Raw genomic sequence first — 18,222 nt, forward strand, 5'->3', positions numbered from 1 at the left:
GTCAGGCCGCGTCGACGACGGACGGGAGGCCCGGTGCCAGCTGGCACCGGGCCTCCCGTCGCGTCTCGTGACCGTCTCACGTCCGTCCCGCGTGCCGTCTCGCTCGTCGTCTCACGCGTCGGCGGCGGTCCCGGCGGGTGCCACCGGTGTGACCGGGGTCGCGGCGTCGGCGGCGTCGGCGTCGGCGTCGGCGTCGGCGTCGGCCTCGGCGTCGGCGTCGGCTCGCGCAGCCTGTCGGGCCAGCGCCGCGTCCAGGAAGCGTTCGACGAACGGCAACGCCACCACGATCGCACCGATGACGGCCGCGACGGGGACGATCACCGTCCAGCCGCGCAGGATCGAGTAGATGGTGGCGCCGAGGACGACCCACACCACGACCGTGAGCGGCCGCACCGGACCGGCGTCGGCGAGCAAGTTGATCGCGTCGACGGCCGCGGGCAGCCCTCGCCGTCCGAGCAGTGTCAGCATGACCCCGATGACGATGAACCCCATCGCCCGGACGGTGCCGACCCACGCGACGTCGCTTGCCGGATCTGCCAGCACACGCTGGATGAACACCACTGCCGCAAGGACCCCGACGGCGAACAGGGCGACGATCACGATGACGGTCAGGAGACGGACGGAGCGGCGCACGAGGACTCAGCATAGGGACCCGTCGGGGGCACCCGTCGCGGCGCCCCCGACGCACCAGCTCGACTCGCTAGGCGACGACCACCTGCGCGTTGACCAGGATGTCGTGCAGGTCGGGACGGAGCGCATCCTGCGAGGTCGTCCGGACCTTCACGATGAGCGCCGCTCCGGGCTTCGCGAAGGCGCGTGCGACCGTCGCCGACCAGGACCCGTCCGTGTTGTGCCCGGCGATCGACAGGAACTGCGCGGTGCCGCCGGTGATCGTCGGCAGCAGCTGCTCCTCGAGCCGGTCGGCCGGGAGCCCCGCAGCCGTGAACAGCTGCTCGGTGGCGGCACGGTCCCCGATCGTCGGGTCGAGGTCGGTGAGCCGCTGCTGCGTGATCGTCGCCACGGAGCCGTCGGCGTTCGTGTACTCCCGCGACCCGGTGGTCGGGTCCTCGCCGGTCTGCTCCCAGCCGTCGAGTGCCGAGACCTGGAGCCCGAACGCGGGCAGCGTGCTCGCCGAGAGCGCGTCGCCGTCCTCGAACGTGAGGTCCTTCGTTGCCGAGTCGACGGTGGCCGGCGCGGTCGGCGTCTCCGTCGGTGCCTGGGTCGGCGCTTGTGTCGGTGTCGATGACCGCGGTGTGGCCCGCTCCACTCCCGGTGCCGTGGTGCCGGTCCCGGCGCAGCCGGAGAGTGCGAGCACGACGATCACGGTCGCCGTCCCCGCGGTGGTGATCCTGGATGTGATGGACATGTGGTTCCCCCTCGGATCCCGCCGTGCGCCCCGTGCACCGGTGGGTCCGCCTGGAGCCTACGGGTCCCGGCGGCGGCGCGCCGCTCGGGTCACACGTCCGGGTTCTGTCCAGAAGCGCCGAGCGATCTCCGGAGCACGACGAAGTGCAGCCCCGCGACGCGAGCGACGTGTGCCGGGAACGGTCGGGTCTCCCCCGTCGCGATGAACCCGCTTCGCTCGTACACGCGTCGCAGTCCCTCGTGCACGCTGAGCACCTCGAGCTCGACGGACTCGCACGCCATGGCTTCCTCGGCGTACGCGATCGCCGCGGTCCGGAGCCGCCGGGAGATGCCTCGGGACTGCCACGCCGGGTCCACAGCGAGCATGCCGAGGTGCGCCGTCGCCCGGTCGGAGGCCCGCAGGTGACACGTCGCGACGATGGTGGCGTCGTGGACCGCGACGAGCACCACCGACCGCGGGGCACGGATCATCGCACGCACCTGGTCCGGGCTCGTCCGCTCCCCGGTCACCAGCTCGGCGTCGCTCACCCAACCCTGTTGGTTGGCGTACGCACGGACGACGACCGCAGCGACGGATGCCGCGTCCGTCTCGGACGCCGACCGGATCTCGAGCAGGGGTTCGTCTGTCACGACCGCATGCTCTCACGCAGCGCACAGGCATCTCGCCGAGCTCTGCGCACGCTCATGCACTGGGCGGGCGTGGGCGTGCTCTGGGCGCCGGCGTCGGGCCGGCTACGAGTCGTCGCCTGCGTTCCGAGCACGCTTCCGCGCCTGCGCACGGGCGTAGGACACCGAGCCGATCTGCACGGCGGCGAGGATGATCCAGAGGACCGCCATCTGCATGTGGAACCGGGACGGTTCGACGACGGCCAGGACGAGCCAGACCAGCGCGATGACCGCCCACACCCAGGCGAGCCACGGCAGGGGCTTGCCGATCAGCCGTTCGAGCAGAGTGCGTCGCTGCATCTCGGTCATGGCGCTGACGCTACCGGACGCCAGGGTGATCGCCGAGGACCCGGGGCGACGATCGGTTGGATCCTTCCGGATCTGGTGGCTGCCGTTCCGGGAAGCGGGCCGAAGCGGTCAACCCGCCGGCAGCGCGCGGCGTCAGGGTCAGCTCCGCACCGTGCACGGTCGCGATCATCGCCACGAGCGGCAGGCCGAGTCCGTGCCCGCTCCCGTTCGTCCGCGTGCGGTGGCGGCGGCGGAACGGCTCCGTCAGCTCGTGCGCCTCGTCGGCCGGGATCACCTCGCCATCGTTCTCGACCCGGAGCTCGGACGACCGATCGTCGAGCACCACCCGCAGGCTCCCGCCGGAGACGTTGTGGACCACGGCGTTGCGGATCAGGTTGCCGACGAGTTGCCCGAGCAGCGGTCGGTTGCCGAGCACGACGACGTCGTCGAGTTGGACCGACACGACGATCCGCCGGGCGAGGCGTTCCGCGTCCACTGCCAGCAGCGCGGCCGCAACCTCGTCGCGGAGCGACACCGGGCGCGCGTCGATGGGTTCGTCCCCCCGTGCCAGGTCGAGCAGCGCCGTCGTCATCCGGATCATCTGGTCCGTGGTGACGAGCAGTCGTTCGAGGGTCTGCGTCCGGTCCGGACCGTCGGGTGTGCGGAGGGCGACCTGGAGCATCGTCTTCATCGTGGCGAGCGGGGTCCGGAGCTCGTGCGAGGCGTTCGCCGCGAACCGCGACCGACTGACGAAGGCGGTCTCCAGGCGGTCGAGCATCCGGTTCAGCGTCGCACCGACGTCGCGGATCTCGTCCGGTGGCCCGGAGACGTCCACGCGGGCGTCCAGCGTCCCGGCACCGAGCCGGTCGGCGGTCGTGATGATGTCGCGTAGCGGGCGGAGGAGTCTGCCCGCGACGAGCCAGCTGACGACACCACCGATGCCCCCGACCACGAGCAGCGCCGGGACCGAGACGATGACGAAGAGGCGGAGGACGTCGTCGCGGCCGGTGATCTCGTACACGTCGTGCGTCGACCCGTAGGGGAACGGGCCTGCCGTGAACGCGTAGCCGGTGACGATGGCGAGGACTGCGAAGACGACCGCGAGCATGACGGCGCCGGTGAGCAGGATCAGGGCCGTGTAGGTCAGGGTGAGCCGCGTCCGGATCGACAGACGGTGTAGCGCAGGGATCCTCATGCTCCGTCACCCTCGCGCACAGGCCCCTGTGCCACCGCGTACCCGACACCGGGCAGCGTCCGGATGGCATCGGGACTGCCGAGCTTCTTGCGCAGCGTGGAGATGGTCAGCCGGACCGCGTTGGTGAAGGGGTCAGCGTGCTCGTCCCACACCTGCTCGAGCAGCTGCTCGGCACTCACGACGCCACCGTCCGCACGCAGCAGGACCTCGAGGACCGCGAACTCCTTCCGCCCCAGGCGCAGGTAGCGTCCGTCGCGGTAGGCCTCACGTCGGAAGGGGTCGAGCCGGAGGCCAGCCGTCTCGAGGACCGGCGCGACCGCGCGACGCGCTCGCCGGTTGAGCGCGCGGAGCCGTGCCACGAGCTCCTCGAAGTCGAAGGGCTTGCCCAGGTAGTCGTCGGCCCCGAGCTGGAGGCCGTGGACCCGCTCCGCGAGTGTCGTCGACGCGGTCAACATGATGACGCTCGGCGCTTCCGGATCAGCAACGATCCGGGCACAGACCTCGTCGCCGTGCAGACCGGGGATGTCCCGGTCGAGCACGACCACGTCGTACGCGTGGACGGCCAGCTGATCGAGCGCGGCGAAGCCGTCGCCCACCGTGTCGGCGGCGATCGCTTCGAGCCGCAAGCCCGCGCGGATCGCCTCCGCCAGGAACGGCTCGTCCTCCACCACCAGTACCCGCACGTCGCTCCTCGCTGCCCCGGCCGATCCGGACCCGGTCAGCACAGCAGATCGGATGTATGCGGAGCGTATGCGCTCGACCAGACGCTCGGCTGACGTGCCGACTGTTCCGATGAGGGCATGTCCAGAACCGACCCCGCGCTCGAGAACCCTGTCCTGCCGTCGTTGACCGGCCTGCGCTGGGTCGCTGCGTTCGGGGTCTTCGCCTACCACGTGCGGAACCTCGGGTACTTCGACGGGAACGCGCAGAGCACCCTGAGCGCCGTGGTCGGCAGCGGCGACACCGGAGTCTCGCTGTTCTTCATGCTCTCCGGCTTCGTCCTGGCCTGGTCAGACCGCACCGACGGGGAGCGCGCAGGACCAGTCCGAGCAGCTCTGACCTTCTGGTGCCGACGCGCCTCGCGGATCTGGCCACTGCACTTGGTCGCCGTCCTCGCCGCGATCGTCGTGGGAGCGACACTGATGCCGAGCATCCGGACGACGTCGCCGGCAGCCCTCGTGGCGAACGTCCTGCTCGTCAACGCCTGGCACACACCGTGGTGGCAAGCCGGGAACCCGGTGTCGTGGTCTCTCGCCTGCGAAGCGTTCTTCTACCTGACGTTCCCGTTCCTCATCCGACCGATCCGACACGCCCACCCAGCCGTGCTCACGGCCCTCGCCGTGCTCGCAGCCGTCCTCGTCCTGGTCGCACCGGTGCTCGTGCCGCACCTGCCCGGTTCTCCCGTCCCGGCGAGCTGGCCACCGGCACGGTTCCCGGAGTTCCTGCTCGGCGTCCTGAGCGCTGCCCTGGTGCGCGCGGGCGCCTGGCGCGGACCACGACTCGCGGTCCCCGTCCTGCTGACGGTCGCAGGACTCCTCGCCGCAGACCTGCATCCCACCTCGGGCTTCGCGCTGACCGGCTGCACGGTCGTGGGGTTCTCCCTGCTCCTGCCCGCGCTCGCCAGGGCGGACACCGAAGGACGCTCCACCGGCCTGTCGTCTCCGCTGCTGGTGCACCTGGGGAGCAGGTCGTTCGCGTTCTACCTCGTCCATCTCCTGACGATCGACGCCGTGCTGGCCTTCCGGCCCCAGGGCGCGGCCGCCGGAGGCGTCAGCAGCGCGCTCATGGCCCTGCTCGCGTTGGTGGTCGCGATGGCCGTCGCGACCGTCCTGCACGACGCGGTCGAGGTCCCGGCGCGCCGGCTCCTGCTGCACGGCCTCAGGAACCGCGCGGCACGCGCTGGCATCAGCTCCCCGCGCGTCCCCACCAGCATCGCCACGACCCCGTCGAGACAGTGACCGCTCGTGCCTGCTTCAGGTCTGGGTGCTGTCGGAACGGACGAGCGAACGTGCTGCACGCGACGACACCGTGTCCTGCATCGACGTACCGACGATGACGGCTGCGAGGGCGTCCATGGCCGGTGTGAGTTCGACACCTTCCAGCTGCGCACGGAGCCAGACTCGAAACTGTTCCTTCGCCGCCGTGGCCGCCGCGGCGAGCTGCCGTCCCGCAGGCGTGCAGCTGAGCTGGATCCGGCGCCGATCATCCGCACTCTCCTGGCGATCGACCATCCCCGCCGTGACCATGCGGTCGACGAGCCTGCTCGGGTGCCCGCCTTCGAAGAGCACCAGCCCGCCGAGCTCTCCCAACGACATCGGTCCGTACAGGTCGAGGAGTTGCAGCACTTCCGCCTGGCTGGGCGTCACGCCGAGCGGCTTGAGGAGCTCGGTCAGGCGCCTGTCCGACTCCCGCGAGACAGCCTTCGTCAGCAATCCCAGTCGTTCGAGGTCATCCATCCCCCGATCCTCCCACAACAGGCATATGCTGTAGCACATGATGACATCGCACATGAATCGCCCTCGCCTCGCCATCACCGGCGCGAACAGTCGCACCGGTCAGCAGATGCTCGCCGAACTGCACGGAGACGCCATCGCGCTCGTTCGCCGGAGTGGCCGGGTCGATGCCGCCACGGTGATCACGGACTGGACGACGTCGACTGCCGCCGAGACCGCCCTCGGCCAGGTCGACGCCGTTGCGCACCTCGCCGGCAACTTCGGCGCGCCGCACTGGGAGGACTACCTCGCCGGCACGGTCGAGACCACCCGCCTGGTCGCGGATTCGGTCAGCGAAGGCACCCGCATCGTCTACCTCTCCCAACTCGGCGCGGACTCCTCCGCCGAGAACTGGTACGAGCGCGCCAAGGGCATGGCGGAAGAGATCCTCGCCCCGATGAACGCCACCGTGTTCCGCATCAGCGCGATCGTCGGCGGCCGAGACAACCCCCAGCCGTTCGACTTCATGGTGCGTGGCGGCACGGACGGCGATCCGGTCCCGATCGCCGGGGACGGCTCCCAGGTCTTCCGTCCGATCCACATCGACGACGTCGTCAAGGCGATCCTGCTCGCGACCCGGCCCGGTGCACCGAGTGGCGTGTTCGACCTCGTCGGGCCCCAGCAGCACACGATGCAGGAATGGGTCGACATCGCCCACGGCGGCCCGACTCCCACGACCCGGCGGGACGATCTCCCGCCAGCGATCGACGACCTCCTCGCCAACCCGGTCACTCCTGGCGATCCCACCGCGCTGCTGGCTGCCTTCCCGGAGCTCCAGCTGACCGAGTGGCGTCCCTGAGCACCGATCACACCGGCGTCGTCAGGCACGTGACCGAGCGATCAGCTTCACGCGGCCCGGGTGGTCTCCGGTCCTCGTACCCGCGGACGGCATCGTCGAGGTCCTGCCCAGCCGACCGGGCACGCAGAGCCTCTCGCGTTCGATGACGATCACCGATCGAGACATGGCCCTCCCGGTGCGACGGCAACGCGTCAAGCCGCGCCCGACGGCTCACTGCGACGCTGCGAAGCAACTCAACGCTGGGCCGCAGGCCGCACGACGATCTCGTTCACGTCGACGTCGGGTCGCTCGGCCACCGCGTACGAAACGGCGCGGGCGATCGCGTCGGCGGAGATCGACTCGGCACGGTAGTCGACCATCGCGGCCGCGGCGGAGGGGTCGGTGATCGTCGAGGGGTCACCCGGCCTGCAGCTGGTCGTCTACGGCTGCGAGGCCGGGTCTGCAACGGCGCGCGCGCTGATCCTGCTCTCCATGGGCGCGGCGAGCACATCGACGATCAGCGAGTAGTGCTCCCGTCAATCGGGGCGCTCACCTGCGCGGGCGACCGTTCGGTAGCGCCCGGGCGGGACCGACCGTTCGCGGCTGAAGGCTCGGCTGAACGCGTAGACAGAGGTGTACCCGACGTCGGCGGCGATCTTCTGGAGGCCGTCGTCGGTGTCACGGAGTCGACGCGCTGCGAGGTCCATCCTCCAGCGGGTGAGGTACTCCCCCGGCGTGGTGTCCGCGAACGTCCGGAAGCGGCGCACCAGCGTCTGCTTCGACGTTGCGACGTCACGTGCGAGCGCCTCGGTCGTCCAGGGGTGACCGGGAGCCTCGTGGATCCTCGTGACAGCCCGCATCAGGAGCGGGTCGCGGAGCACTCCCCACCACGAGGCGCCGGGTTCTGGCGAGGAGGCGAGCCAGGTCCGCAGGATCGCGACGAGGAGGACGTCGACGAGACGATCGAGGACGAGGTGGGTCGCGAGGCCGGGACGAGCGAGTTCGTGCCCGATGAGTCGGACGATGTCCGCGAGGCTCGCGTCGAGCTGCTGGGCCCGGAGGTGGATCACCGGAGGAAGCAGGGCGAAGACCGGTGTGGATCCAGCGGGGTCGTGCGAGTACGACGCGCCCAGGATCTGCGTCTGCTCGTCCCCGTCACCCAGACGCAGGAGGCCACCGTTGCGGCGTGCCTCGTCCGCGGCCGCGACGTCGCACGAGTGGATGTCGACGCCGGGCGCGCTGGAGAGCGCATGTGCGGCGCCGGTGGTCAGGACGACGACGTCGCCCGTCGTCAGGAGCCTCGGGGCACCGCCCTCGACCATTAAGTAGGCGACACCGGCAGCGACCGCGTAGACGACGGCGTCGCGATCCCGGACCCATTCCACGCCCCAGTCGCCGGCGGCCGCGATCCGGGCGCCGGCACTTCCCCGGACTCCGGAGACGTCGAGTACTTCGGAGAGGACGTCCACTTCGACGAACGTACGCCGGTCTTTCCAGATGGACCATGGAAGCACTCCGCTTGGTCCTCGCGGACATGAACCTGGTCCGCAGGAGCATTGAACGTCCCACCGGCCACTCCTAGCGTTGGCGACGTCCGGAGCACTCGGACGGCAACGACACGAAGAAAGCAGTCACCATGAGCACGACCGAAGACACCGTCCCCGATGGCTTGATGCCCGCCGACGTCCTGGCCTCGACGACCCCGGTGGCCGTCTACGGGTTCGCCCGCGCCCGGGCCGGCAAGGAGCAGGCACTCGAAGACGCGATCCGCGCGATCATCCCCACGGTGCGGTCCGAGCACGGCTACGAGCAGTACTCGGTGCACACCACGAAGGAGCAGCCCGGGGCGTTCGCGTTCTACGAGCGGTGGTCCTCCGGGGCGGACATCGCGCGCCACGTGCAGCAGCCACACATGCAGGACTACTTCGGCAAGCTCGCGGAACTCGTCGAAGGCGACCTCGAAGCCGAATGGCTGTGGCCCCTCGGCGACTGACGGATCGCTGGTCGGTCCCGGTGGGAGACCGGCCAGCGGTGGCTCGGTGGGCCCTGCCGGGATCGAACCGACGACATCCACGGTGTAAACGTGGCGCTCTACCAGCTGAGCTAAAGGCCCTCACCACGATCCTAGGGCGTCAGCGCTCGATCGTCGTCGAACCAGGCGGGCACGTCACGACACCCCGCACCGGGGTCGGTCGCAGCGGATCACGAGTCCCTTCGCGTCCTCGTCCCGGTCCTCCGGAACGCCACCGGACAGCACGATCGGGGCGTCGTCGGCGGTGAGGCCGATCGCCAGCGTGCTGGTGCCCGACCGTTCGTCCTGCACCGGCGGGAACCGGGCGATCGTCGTCTGCTCGGAAGTGGTGCACCGCGCGTCACGGCACGAGAGCAGTCCCAGAGTGCCCCGTTCCTCGTCACGGACCGCGACGAGTGGCCGCCCCGATCGGTCGACGACGAACGCCGGAAGGAGGCTCGTCGGCCCCTTCGGCGTGATGTCCGTGTGTGACGAAGACGAGCACGACGCATCCGCGCAGAACGTCAGCCGTTGGGTCGAGACACCGTTCGACCGCGCGAGCACGACCGGGTTCCCGTCGCCGCCGATCGCCACCCGTGCGTCGTACGCCTCGTCCCACGCCCGGACCGGCTCCCCCGGCGGGATCGCGTGCGACAGGTCGCGGACGACGGGCTGGCCGCCGTCCGGGCTGAACGACACGAGCCGAAGGGCGGTGAAGGTCGGCGAACGAGCGTCGGTCTCCGACACCAGCGAGACCACCGCGGTGCCGTCCGGCGCGACGGCGACGTCCACACCCTGGTGGTCCAGCGGCGGGATCCACGGCAGCGCCACCTGCCGAACCGTGTGTTCGACGCAGGACACGTCCTCGCAGAACACGGCGACCAGGTGCGAGCGTCCTTCCGGTTCACCGCCGCGGGCGATCCCGACCACCACCGGCCGGTCGCCGGAACTCGCGACTGCCACGTCGGTCATCCAGTAGCTGACGCGCCCCTGATCGGTCTCCACGATGTCGACGGCGGCGACCGTGGTGCGGCGCCCCTCCGGGCGATCGACGGCGGGTGCCTCGTCGGCGGAGTCACGCTGCTCCGCCCGTCTCCCCGCGGGCCAGGCGGCACCGTCCGACTTCGGCGCCGCATCGAGTTGATCCGCGCGTGAGTGCACGACTTCGAGCTCGTACTCCTGCGCGACCTCGTCCTCGAACCGCACCTTCCACTGGGCGGTGAGCAGCCCGCCGTCGCCGGCGCTCCCGATCGCGGAGCCGCCGGTCAGGCCGGGCATCTCCACGGGGGTGTCGCACGACGCATGCCCACACATCCGCAGACGGCTGGGCGGTGTCGACGGCGTGCTCACGACCGCCGTCCGGCCTCCGACGTCCGCGATGTCGCCGCCGAGCAGGGCGCGCGCGTCGGCAGGGGCGGCGTCGTACTGCACAACGCCGAGCGGATTGCTCGAGACGATCACCGCGAACACCACCGCCGGGACGAGCACCACGCCCGCTCCGACGAGTCCAGGCCGCGCCCGTCGTCCCCGGGCCATCGGATCGGCCGGGTCGACCGCCAGCGGTGACCGAAGCCGACCGCCTTCGTTCCGCGTTGCGGCCCCACGCACCGCGATCGCGACGATGACCAGCACCAGACCGGTCACGGCGACGCAGCACCAGGCCACGATGACGCTGCTCCGGAGCACGGACGGCGGCAACAGGCGCAGCAGCAGCACGCCGACCCCGAGCACCGTCATCAGCGCCGCTCCCCCGACGAGCGCGCGGCGCGGCGTCGCCGTCGCCTCGTGCCCACCACGGACGATGACCCGACCAGATCCCCAGGCGCGACGGAAGGCCGATCGACGGGGCACACCGGCCACGAGCAACGCCCACCCGAGCAGCAGCGGCGCCCCTATGACGACACCGACCGCCAGCACCACGACGATCACGACGGTGCCCCTGACACTTGCCCGCCACGACACGGCCGTGGCTGTCCCCGCCGCCACCGCCACCAACGCGACGAGAGCGGCCTCGACGACGAGCCGCCAGTGGTGGACCGACCACCGCCACGCGTCGCGCGGCCCCGCGGTCGCATCATCCGTGGCCGCGAGCATGACCACGGTGGTTGCGGTCACCCCGAAACCGAGCCCGAGCGCCGCGATGACCGTGCCCACGGCGAGCAGGGCCACGGGTACCCCGGCCCCCTCGAGCGCCGCGAACGCACCGTTCACCAGGGCGACGCGACCGCCCGGCACGCCGAGTAGGAGCACCACCCCGGCCAGCAGCAGCCCGGCCGTGAACGGCACGACGAGGGCGAGCACCCCGCGGCCCCCGCTCCATGCGATCGACGGCACGGGTGGTGGACCGTCCTGCCGCCGCACCGCGGTCTCGGTCGAACCCGTCCTGGCGACACCCGTCCCCGGTCGTGCACCATCCATCTGCTCGTCCCCCTCCGACAGCGTCCGCCCATGCTGGCAGGTTCGACGCCAGACGTCCAGAAGGTGACATTTCAGCCGCGGACCCGTGCGCTGGCGAGAGTGCCCACCCCAAATGGTTTAGCCCCAGGCTTACTTTCGACGATATGAAGCTCTACGCTTAACCCATGCAGCCCGAGCCCGTGATCGCCGTGATCGTCGACCTGGTCGACTCCCGCACGCTCGAGGACCGCTCCGCAGCCCAGCAGGACGTCGAGCACGCCTTCGACAGTACCCCTGGCGTCACCGCGCTCGACCCCCTGCGCGCGACGGTCGGCGACGAGTTCCAGGTCATCTACGCCACGCTCACCGACGCGCTGCTGGCCACGACGGCCGCGACCCTCACACTCCCCCCGACCGTGCAGATCCGCCTCGGCATCGGCCGCGGGCAGGTCCGGACGATCGGCACCGGCGGCGCCGGCCCGCTGCAGGACGGCCCGGGCTGGTGGTCGGCTCGGGACGCCATCAACGAGACCCACCGGCGCGAGGACGGCCGGACCGCGTTCCTGCGGTCCTGGTACCACGACGCCGACGACCGCCACGGAACGACGGAGCGACTCGTGAACGCCTACTTCCTCAGCCGCGACCACGTCGTCTCGCGACTCGCACCCCGCGCCCGCCGGATCGCACTCGGTCTGGTGCAGGGCCGCACGCAGGCGCAGATCGCCGCAGACGAGGGGATCACCCCGTCGGCGGTGTCCCAGTCCGTGCAGAAGTCGGGCGTCGCCGCCCTGGTCGAGGGCCTGCGTGTCCTCGGGGACGGGGGCAGCTGATGCTCGCCGGAGTCCTCCTCACCCTCGTCGGGCTCGCCGACGTCGTCCGCGCACGGACCGGGACCGATGCGGCTCCACGGCGCGGGCTGACCGCCACGGTGATCGTCCTGCTCTGGGCCGCCGTGACGGCCGTGGCGGTGCTCGGCCTCGGCCTCGCCGTCTGGTCGGTGCTCGTCACGGTCGTCCTCGCAGCCCTGTGGGTCGCGACGACGATCCCGGTGCGGTCCGGGGGCGCACCCGGCGGTCGTGGTCGGGCACTCCCCTGGCTCCGACGCTCCGGGTCCTGGCCGGCCGTCCTGCTCGCGGTCGCCGTCGCCGTGCTGCTGCTCTGGGTACCGGCTGCCGACGCCTCCGGCTTCGTGGTGGACTGGCGCCGGGACGTCGGCCCGTCCTTCGTCGGCGCGGTGCCGCTCGCCGCGATCGTCGCCGGGATCGGATCGGCGCTGTTCCTGGTCGACTCGGCCAACGTGGTCGTCGCCCAGGCACTGCCAGCAGAACTCTCCCCGGACGACCAGCGCACAGCGGCGGCGGCGGCAGCAGCAGCAGCCGGCCGACCGAAACGCTTCGGCCGACGACGCACCGGCAGGGCGTCGGACGAAGACGACGACCAACCCGGAGACCGCACGGTCACCCTCAAGGGCGGACGCATGATCGGCCCGATCGAGCGCCTGCTGCTCGCCGGGTTCTCGTTGGCCGGCGCCTTCCCCGTCGTCGCCGCACTGATCGCCGCGAAGGGGATCGTCCGGTTCCCCGAGATCCGCCGCGAGACGACCGGGTACCAGGCCGAGTACTTCCTGATCGGCAGCCTGGTGAGCTGGGCGATGGCCTTCGCCGCCGCCGGCATGTGCTGGTTGCTGGCACTGGGCTGACGAACGCCCCCGGCCCCCGATCACCGCAGGTACGCTCTCCCCCGTGAACGGTGTCGGAGTCGGTGTCCTCGACGAAGCCGGGCGGCTCCGCCTGCTCGGCGCCGGTGTGACGGGCGCGGCCTTCGCCGTCGTCCTGGTCATGCTGGTCCTGTCCTCGTGGACCGAGGCGACCACCACCGTCCTGGTCTCGGCCGGCATCCCGACCGCCGTGGCTGGTGCCGCGATCGCCGTCGTCCTGCAGCGCCGCGCCTGGCGTGCCGAGGGCGGCTACGAACGGTCGATCGTCGTCCGCGAGTGGATCGCCGACGGTCAGGTGCCCGCGGGTGTGCCGGCGGACCAGTGGATCCCGCTCGTGCAGGCCCAGGCCGACCGCGAGGGCGCAGGCTGGGGCAAGGTCGTCCTCGGCGTGCTGTGGATCGCGATGACCTGGTCGATGCGCGACCAGCACGGCACGCTCATCACGACGATGCTCATCCTGCTCTGGAGCGCGATGGCCCTGTGGGCAGCCGTCTGGGTCATCCCCCGCGCGCGGGCAGCGCGAGCGCTCCTGCGCCGCGGCGTCTCGACGATCGGCTGAACCCCGCCCGTCCGCGTCTGACTACGCTCGGACCCATGCAGAGTCGCCCCCTCGGCCGCACCGGCCGCTCCGTCTCCCCCATCGGTCTCGGCACCTGGCAGTTCGGCGGTGACTGGGGTCCCGTCTCCGAAGCCGACGCCAACGCCGTCATGGACGCCTCCGTCGAGTCGGGCGTCACCCTGTTCGACACCGCCGACGTCTACGGCGACGGCCGGAGCGAGCAGCTCATCGGCGCGTGGCGTGCCGCGAACCCCGACGTGCCGCTGACGATCACCACGAAGATGGGCCGTCGCGCCGACCAGGTCCCCGAGAACTACGTCGCCGCGAACTTCCGCGAGTGGGTGGACCGCTCGCGGAAGAACCTCGGGCAGGACACCCTCGACCTCGTGCAGCTGCACTGCCCGCCGACCCCGGTCTACGAGGACGACGCCGTCTACGACGCCCTCGACGCGCTGGTCGCCGACGGCTCGATCGCCGCCTACGGCGTCAGCGTCGAGACCGCCGACCAGGCCCTCACCGCGATCGCCCGACCCGGCGTCGCGAGCGTCCAGATCATCCTCAACGCGTTCCGTCTCAAGCCGCTCGACCGCGTGCTGCCGGCCGCACTGGAGGCAGGGGTCGGCATCCTGGCGCGCGTCCCGTTGGCCTCGGGTCTGCTCTCCGGCAAGTACACCACCGACACGTCGTTCGCCGAGGGCGACCACCGCAACTACAACCGCCACGGCGAGGCCTTCGACCAGGGCGAGACCTTCAGCGGCGTCGACTACGACGACGGCGTGCGCGCCGCGCAGACCTTCGCGGCGTCCCTGCCGGACGCCGTCTCGGTCCCGCAGGCGGCGCTCGCGTGGATCATCGCGCAGGACGGCGTCACCGCGGCGATCCCGGGCGCGCGCAACCCGGAGCAGGCGCGCTCGAACGCCGCGGCCGGCGACCTGCCGCCGATCGAGGGGCTCGACGCCACCGTGCACGACCTGTACGACACGTGGTTCCGCGCGAGCGTCCACGACCGCTGGTGAACCTGCGGAGCGTCGCGGTCGCGGTGGCCGCACTCCTGCTGCTGTCCGGGTGCGCCGCACCCGGAGCGGTGACCACCCGCGACGCTCCACCCTGGCCACGGCCGTCCGACCTGACGGCCCGCGCCGAGTCCGCCGGGCTCCGGAACGTCTGGGGCGAACGGCTGGCCGAGCACGTGCACACGCACCTGACGATCCTGGACGGCGACGAGCCGGTGACCGTCCCGGCGAACATCGGGCACTCCGACGACCGGAAGTTCGCCGCGGAGATCCACACGCACGACACGTCGGGCATCGTGCACGTCGAGTCCCCGACGGAGCAGACGTTCACGCTCGGGCAGTTCTTCGACGAGTGGGGCGTCTCGCTCGGTCCGGAGCACGTCGGTGGTCTGCGCGGCGAACTGACGGTGTGGGTCGACGGGCACCGGAGGATCGGCAACCCGCGCTCGATCGAGCTCACGGACCTCCGCCAGATCGTCCTCGTCGTCACGACCGTCGGCGAGGTCCCGCACCTGCCGGCCCCCTTCGACTGGCCCCCGCAGTACGACTAGCGCCGGAGCCGGCTCGACTCAGGCCTCCTTCGCCGCGACCCACGACAGGTCGAGTTCCCACTGCTCGACCGACGCGGCCGGCAGCTGCCACACGTACTCGTTCTTGAGCTTCTTGCCGTCCTCGCGGAACGGCCCCGTCCGGTACGGGTAGAACGCGACCGTCGGCAGCGTGCCGGGCGGGGCCGTACGGATCGCGTTCGAGAAGTCCTTGTTCAGCCGCCGCAGCTCGGCGATCACGTCGCCCCGGGCGGAGTCCGCGTCGAACTCACCGGCGCCCGACGCGAGCTGGAACGCGATGTGCAGCTGCCGGTCGCCGTGGTCGTCCTCGTAGCTGATCAGCCGGTGGTTCTCGACGGCCTCGAGCAGCTCCGGGTCGCCGTACACGACGTCCCGCACCACGTCGGGTGCGACGACGGCCCCGTTGTAGTCGACGGACAGGTCGGACCGGCCGTAGTGGAACAGCAGCGGCAGGTCGAGCTCGGCCTCGGCGGCGAGCGCCGCGTGCCCCGTCGCCCGCAGCACGGAGCGGAGTTCCTTCATCCGCACCACGTGTCCGCGGTCGTGGATGTTGTAGCGGATGCGTGGGCTGATGTTCTCGGAGCGGGCGATGGTCACGACGAGTTCGCCGAGGTCGTTCGTCTCGATCAGGTAGCCGAACGGGTTGAACTGGAACACCATCGGCAGTACCCCGTACTCGCCCTGCTTGGTCAGGGCGGCGGAGAGTTCCGGTGAGGCGGCGATCGCCCGGCGCAGCTGCACGCTGAACGGGGTCTCGATGCCGAGGTTGATCTCGAGGTCGCTCGCCCCGTAGGAGCCGAGCACGGCCTGCGCGTACTGCTCGATGTGGGCGCGCATGTTCTCGCTGATGCCCTCGCCCCCGAACGCGGCGACGATCGTGTACTGGCTCCAGTCGAGCCGGTCGTCCTCGAACAGGGCCTTCAGGAACGGCGGGTAGCTGCAGATGATGTAGGTGAAGTCGGTGCCGAACTCGCGCATCGTCTGCACGATCTTGTCGCGGTCCGGGCCGATCGACTTGATCATGGAGGACTCGGTGAGCGAGGCGGTCACGTTCATCCCGGTGGCCCAGGCCCCGAGCGAGAAGGCGTTGAGCACGAAGGGCTGCTTCGACAGGTCCTTCGCGGTGCGGGAGAACCCGAGTTGCAGCAGCTGTCGGGTGGCCTGGCGTTCGTCGGGGCCGCGCACCCAGCTGGTCGGGGTGCCGCTCGATCCGCTGGACTCGTCGACGACGACGCCGCGTCGGGGCAGGCGTCCGTCGATGCAGCGCTCGGGGATGCTCCAGCGCTTGACGTAGGAGTCCTTGTCCATCTCGGGCAGTCCCGAGATCGCTGTGGCGATCCCACCACGGGTGTCGAGCCGGGAGGCCCGTCCGGACTCCGCCAGGAACGCGCGGTACGCGGGGACCCGCTTCGCAGCCCGTTCCGCGGTCCGCCAGGCGCGCCAGCGTCCGAGGGTCCAGCGGAGCGGCTCGATGCCGGGCGTGAGCAGGAGCTTGTGGGTGCCGACCCGGGGCATGAACAGTGCGACGAAGGTCTCGACCACCCACACCACCGAGAACACCGCTGCGCGCTTCACCGGTCACCGCCCACGGTCATCGATGCTGCGGGTCGGCGGTGTGCCAGGGGTGGTGGGTCGCTGTGCCCGAAGCGGAACAGCATCCAGGCCATCCGCCCGTCGGACTCGTCGACGCCCGCACGTTCCACGAACGCGGCGTGTGACCGCGGGTTGGTGATCACGGTGCCGAAGGGGTGCATGGCGATGCCGCGGGCGGAGAACTCCAGCCAGATGCGCATGAAGACCCGTCCGGCCTCGACGTACTCGGCCGGGGTGCTGAACGGTCCCTCGAGCCAGGCGAGCTGTCGGACGCCCCGCATGGTGGACAGGTACACCCTGCGGAAGACCCCGCCGATGCCCGGGGCCTGCCAGAGTCCGCGGTGCTCCATGGCGAACCGGAGCACCGGGCCGGGCATGAGCATCGTCTCCGCGGACAACCCGTCACCGGTGGCCGCTGCCTGTCGCTTCGAGAACCGCAGCCAGTGCAGGATCTCGTCGTGCACGGCGTCGTGCTGCAGGTCGTCGAACAGGGTCTCCTGGTTGACGCGCACGATCTCGTCGACCGTGGCCCGGTCGTCGGTGGTGCGGAAGCGCTGCCCGGCCGCCGACGCGATGGCGGACGCGGCCTCGATCGCGGAGGCGTCGACGAGCGTTGCGTCGTAGGGCCTGCGTGAGGTGCGCCGTGCGAGGAAGCCGGCCAGGGCCTCCCGGTCGTCCGCGGTGACCACGTGCGGACGCAACGTCACCGTGCCCAGCCGGTGCAGGTGGTCGTCCGCCGTCGCGTCGTGCCCCGGACCAGCGTCGAGCCGACCGAAGTCCATCTCGGCGTGGTCGAGCCGTTCCTGCACGGTGAACCCGTGCGCTCGTGCCACCACGTCGAGCCCGGCCAGGAACACCCCGGCGCAGACGTGGCCGAACGGGATGCCGAACGACTCCGCCGGCAACCCCCGTCGCAGGTCGTAGAACACGGTCGCGGTGCGGTCGTCCTCGACGCGCACGACGATCGGTTGCGAGTTGTGCGGCGACGGGTAGTGCCGCGCGTCCTCGATGATGCCCGTCCACGGTGATGCCATCGTTCCCCCTCGGTGGTCCCTGGCGACGATCATACGAACCCCCTCGGCGCCCCATGCCCCTCGGGGAATGCGCTGTGGAGAACTCGTGCGTAGCCTGCTCCTCGTGATGACCATCCGCACCGGCACCGACCTCGCCGCGGTCGAGGACGTCGTCGACGCCGTGACGGCGCACGGCGAGCGGTACCTGGACCGGGTGTTCACCCTGCGGGAGCGCACCGACACCGGCGACGACCCGGAGCGCCTCGCTGCCCGGTTCGCGGGCAAGGAGGCCGTCGTGAAACTGCTCCGGCCGGCTCCGGACCAGGCGATCCCGCTGCGTGACGTCGCCGTCGTGCTCGACGCCGGCGGTGCCCCCACGGTCGAGCTGTCCGGGGCGGCCGCGGCCCTGGCGGAGTCGATCGGGTGCGGCCCGATCGCGGTCTCGTTGGCACACGAACGGGGGCTCGCGGTGGCGACGGCGGTGGCCCTCTCGGAGCGCTGACCCGGCGCTCCGGACAGGGGTGCGGTTTCCCGCACCGGCACGGCGGTTTCCCGAGGGCCGTTCC

Annotated in this window: 22 protein-coding genes and 1 tRNA gene; 10 read left to right on the forward strand and 13 right to left on the reverse strand. The window is 71.2% G+C overall.

All coding sequences use genetic code 11. The annotated features are described in order from the left end of the window. Nucleotides 1-111: 111 nt before the first annotated feature. From DEJ12_RS18060 to DEJ12_RS12495, 6 genes are all read right to left on the reverse strand, one after another. Nucleotides 112-633, reverse strand: coding sequence for a hypothetical protein (locus DEJ12_RS18060; protein WP_181433112.1), 522 nt, complete (start codon nt 631-633; stop codon nt 112-114). A 67-nt stretch (nt 634-700) separates the two neighbouring features. Then, a complete protein-coding gene (locus DEJ12_RS12475) occupies nt 701-1,366 on the reverse strand; it encodes a hypothetical protein (protein ID WP_111030238.1) in 666 nt (221 codons plus the stop codon). Between the two features lie 89 nt (nt 1,367-1,455). Beyond that, complete coding sequence (locus DEJ12_RS12480) at nt 1,456-1,995, reverse strand: GNAT family N-acetyltransferase (RefSeq protein ID WP_111030239.1); 540 nt, start codon at nt 1,993-1,995, stop codon at nt 1,456-1,458. A 102-nt stretch (nt 1,996-2,097) separates the two neighbouring features. Beyond that, nucleotides 2,098-2,340 (reverse strand): hypothetical protein, encoded by a 243-nt coding sequence (locus DEJ12_RS12485; RefSeq protein ID WP_111030240.1) that lies wholly within the window; start codon nt 2,338-2,340, stop codon nt 2,098-2,100. Between the two features lie 10 nt (nt 2,341-2,350). Beyond that, nucleotides 2,351-3,514, reverse strand: coding sequence for a HAMP domain-containing sensor histidine kinase (locus tag DEJ12_RS12490; RefSeq protein WP_111030241.1), 1,164 nt, complete (start codon nt 3,512-3,514; stop codon nt 2,351-2,353). Next, entirely contained in the window at nt 3,511-4,197 is a 687-nt protein-coding gene (locus DEJ12_RS12495) for a response regulator transcription factor (RefSeq protein WP_111030266.1), read from the reverse strand. Before DEJ12_RS12495 ends, DEJ12_RS12490 begins: the two co-directional genes overlap by 4 nt. Before the next feature lie 117 nt (nt 4,198-4,314). Between DEJ12_RS12495 and DEJ12_RS12500 the strand changes: the two genes are divergently transcribed. After that, a complete protein-coding gene (locus DEJ12_RS12500; RefSeq protein ID WP_111030242.1) occupies nt 4,315-5,472 on the forward strand; it encodes an acyltransferase in 1,158 nt (385 codons plus the stop codon). A gap of 15 nt (nt 5,473-5,487) precedes the next feature. Here the strand turns inward: DEJ12_RS12500 and DEJ12_RS12505 are convergent, their stop codons facing one another. Beyond that, nucleotides 5,488-5,970, reverse strand: coding sequence for a MarR family winged helix-turn-helix transcriptional regulator (locus tag DEJ12_RS12505; protein WP_181433113.1), 483 nt, complete (start codon nt 5,968-5,970; stop codon nt 5,488-5,490). 52 nt (nt 5,971-6,022) lie between these two features. On the opposite strand from DEJ12_RS12505, the gene DEJ12_RS12510 reads away from it, so the two are divergent. Next, the gene (locus DEJ12_RS12510) at nt 6,023-6,805 is read left to right on the forward strand and encodes an NAD(P)-dependent oxidoreductase (RefSeq protein WP_181433114.1); all 783 of its coding nucleotides are present in this window, start codon (nt 6,023-6,025) and stop codon (nt 6,803-6,805) included. A gap of 233 nt (nt 6,806-7,038) precedes the next feature. Here the strand turns inward: DEJ12_RS12510 and DEJ12_RS18235 are convergent, their stop codons facing one another. Beyond that, nucleotides 7,039-7,164, reverse strand: a complete 126-nt coding sequence (locus DEJ12_RS18235) for a hypothetical protein (RefSeq protein WP_258370574.1) — start codon at nt 7,162-7,164, stop codon at nt 7,039-7,041. Nucleotides 7,165-7,186: 22 nt separating this feature from the next. On the opposite strand from DEJ12_RS18235, the gene DEJ12_RS18240 reads away from it, so the two are divergent. Continuing rightward, complete coding sequence (locus tag DEJ12_RS18240; protein WP_258370575.1) at nt 7,187-7,312, forward strand: hypothetical protein; 126 nt, start codon at nt 7,187-7,189, stop codon at nt 7,310-7,312. Nucleotides 7,313-7,320: 8 nt separating this feature from the next. On the opposite strand, the gene DEJ12_RS12520 is transcribed toward DEJ12_RS18240, so the two are convergent. Beyond that, nucleotides 7,321-8,253 (reverse strand): AraC family transcriptional regulator, encoded by a 933-nt coding sequence (locus DEJ12_RS12520; protein WP_111030245.1) that lies wholly within the window; start codon nt 8,251-8,253, stop codon nt 7,321-7,323. Nucleotides 8,254-8,420: 167 nt separating this feature from the next. On the opposite strand from DEJ12_RS12520, the gene DEJ12_RS12525 reads away from it, so the two are divergent. Next, the gene (locus DEJ12_RS12525) at nt 8,421-8,777 is read left to right on the forward strand and encodes a putative quinol monooxygenase (protein ID WP_111030246.1); all 357 of its coding nucleotides are present in this window, start codon (nt 8,421-8,423) and stop codon (nt 8,775-8,777) included. Between the two features lie 47 nt (nt 8,778-8,824). Here DEJ12_RS12525 and DEJ12_RS12530 read toward each other — a convergent pair. Both DEJ12_RS12530 and DEJ12_RS12535 read right to left on the reverse strand, forming a co-directional pair. Then, nucleotides 8,825-8,897, reverse strand: a tRNA-Val gene (locus DEJ12_RS12530). 54 nt (nt 8,898-8,951) lie between these two features. Continuing rightward, nucleotides 8,952-11,129: a hypothetical protein gene (locus DEJ12_RS12535; RefSeq protein WP_111030247.1), complete on the reverse strand. Its 2,178-nt coding sequence runs from the start codon at nt 11,127-11,129 to the stop codon at nt 8,952-8,954. Between the two features lie 248 nt (nt 11,130-11,377). Here DEJ12_RS12535 and DEJ12_RS12540 point away from each other — a divergent pair, with 248 nt between their 5' ends. From DEJ12_RS12540 to DEJ12_RS12560, 5 genes are read left to right on the forward strand one after another with little or no spacing between them, the layout of a single operon-like run. Continuing rightward, nucleotides 11,378-12,022, forward strand: coding sequence for a SatD family protein (locus DEJ12_RS12540; RefSeq protein WP_111030248.1), 645 nt, complete (start codon nt 11,378-11,380; stop codon nt 12,020-12,022). Then, nucleotides 12,022-12,891, forward strand: a complete 870-nt coding sequence (locus tag DEJ12_RS12545) for a hypothetical protein (RefSeq protein ID WP_111030249.1) — start codon at nt 12,022-12,024, stop codon at nt 12,889-12,891. Before DEJ12_RS12540 ends, DEJ12_RS12545 begins: the two co-directional genes overlap by 1 nt. A gap of 43 nt (nt 12,892-12,934) precedes the next feature. Beyond that, nucleotides 12,935-13,468 carry a hypothetical protein gene (locus tag DEJ12_RS12550; RefSeq protein ID WP_071405333.1) on the forward strand — a complete coding sequence of 178 codons (534 nt, stop codon included), beginning with the start codon at nt 12,935-12,937 and terminating at the stop codon, nt 13,466-13,468. A 35-nt stretch (nt 13,469-13,503) separates the two neighbouring features. Further along, complete coding sequence (locus DEJ12_RS12555; protein WP_111030250.1) at nt 13,504-14,484, forward strand: aldo/keto reductase; 981 nt, start codon at nt 13,504-13,506, stop codon at nt 14,482-14,484. Beyond that, a complete protein-coding gene (locus tag DEJ12_RS12560; RefSeq protein WP_111030251.1) occupies nt 14,481-15,032 on the forward strand; it encodes a hypothetical protein in 552 nt (183 codons plus the stop codon). Before DEJ12_RS12555 ends, DEJ12_RS12560 begins: the two co-directional genes overlap by 4 nt. Before the next feature lie 18 nt (nt 15,033-15,050). On the opposite strand, the gene DEJ12_RS12565 is transcribed toward DEJ12_RS12560, so the two are convergent. Continuing rightward, on the reverse strand, nt 15,051-16,625 hold the full coding sequence (locus DEJ12_RS12565) for a CoF synthetase (protein ID WP_258370576.1): 1,575 nt from the start codon (nt 16,623-16,625) through the stop codon (nt 15,051-15,053). Then, nucleotides 16,622-17,677 carry a hypothetical protein gene (locus DEJ12_RS12570; RefSeq protein WP_111030252.1) on the reverse strand — a complete coding sequence of 352 codons (1,056 nt, stop codon included), beginning with the start codon at nt 17,675-17,677 and terminating at the stop codon, nt 16,622-16,624. The genes DEJ12_RS12565 and DEJ12_RS12570 overlap by 4 nt, the downstream gene beginning before the upstream one ends. A 106-nt stretch (nt 17,678-17,783) precedes the next feature. Between DEJ12_RS12570 and DEJ12_RS12575 the strand changes: the two genes are divergently transcribed. Next, a complete protein-coding gene (locus DEJ12_RS12575; protein ID WP_171907809.1) occupies nt 17,784-18,158 on the forward strand; it encodes a holo-ACP synthase in 375 nt (124 codons plus the stop codon). Nucleotides 18,159-18,222: the final 64 nt, after the last annotated feature.

The organism is Curtobacterium sp. MCLR17_059, assembly GCF_003234665.1.
In the GTDB taxonomy this organism is placed as follows: Bacteria; Actinomycetota; Actinomycetes; order Actinomycetales; family Microbacteriaceae; genus Curtobacterium; species Curtobacterium flaccumfaciens.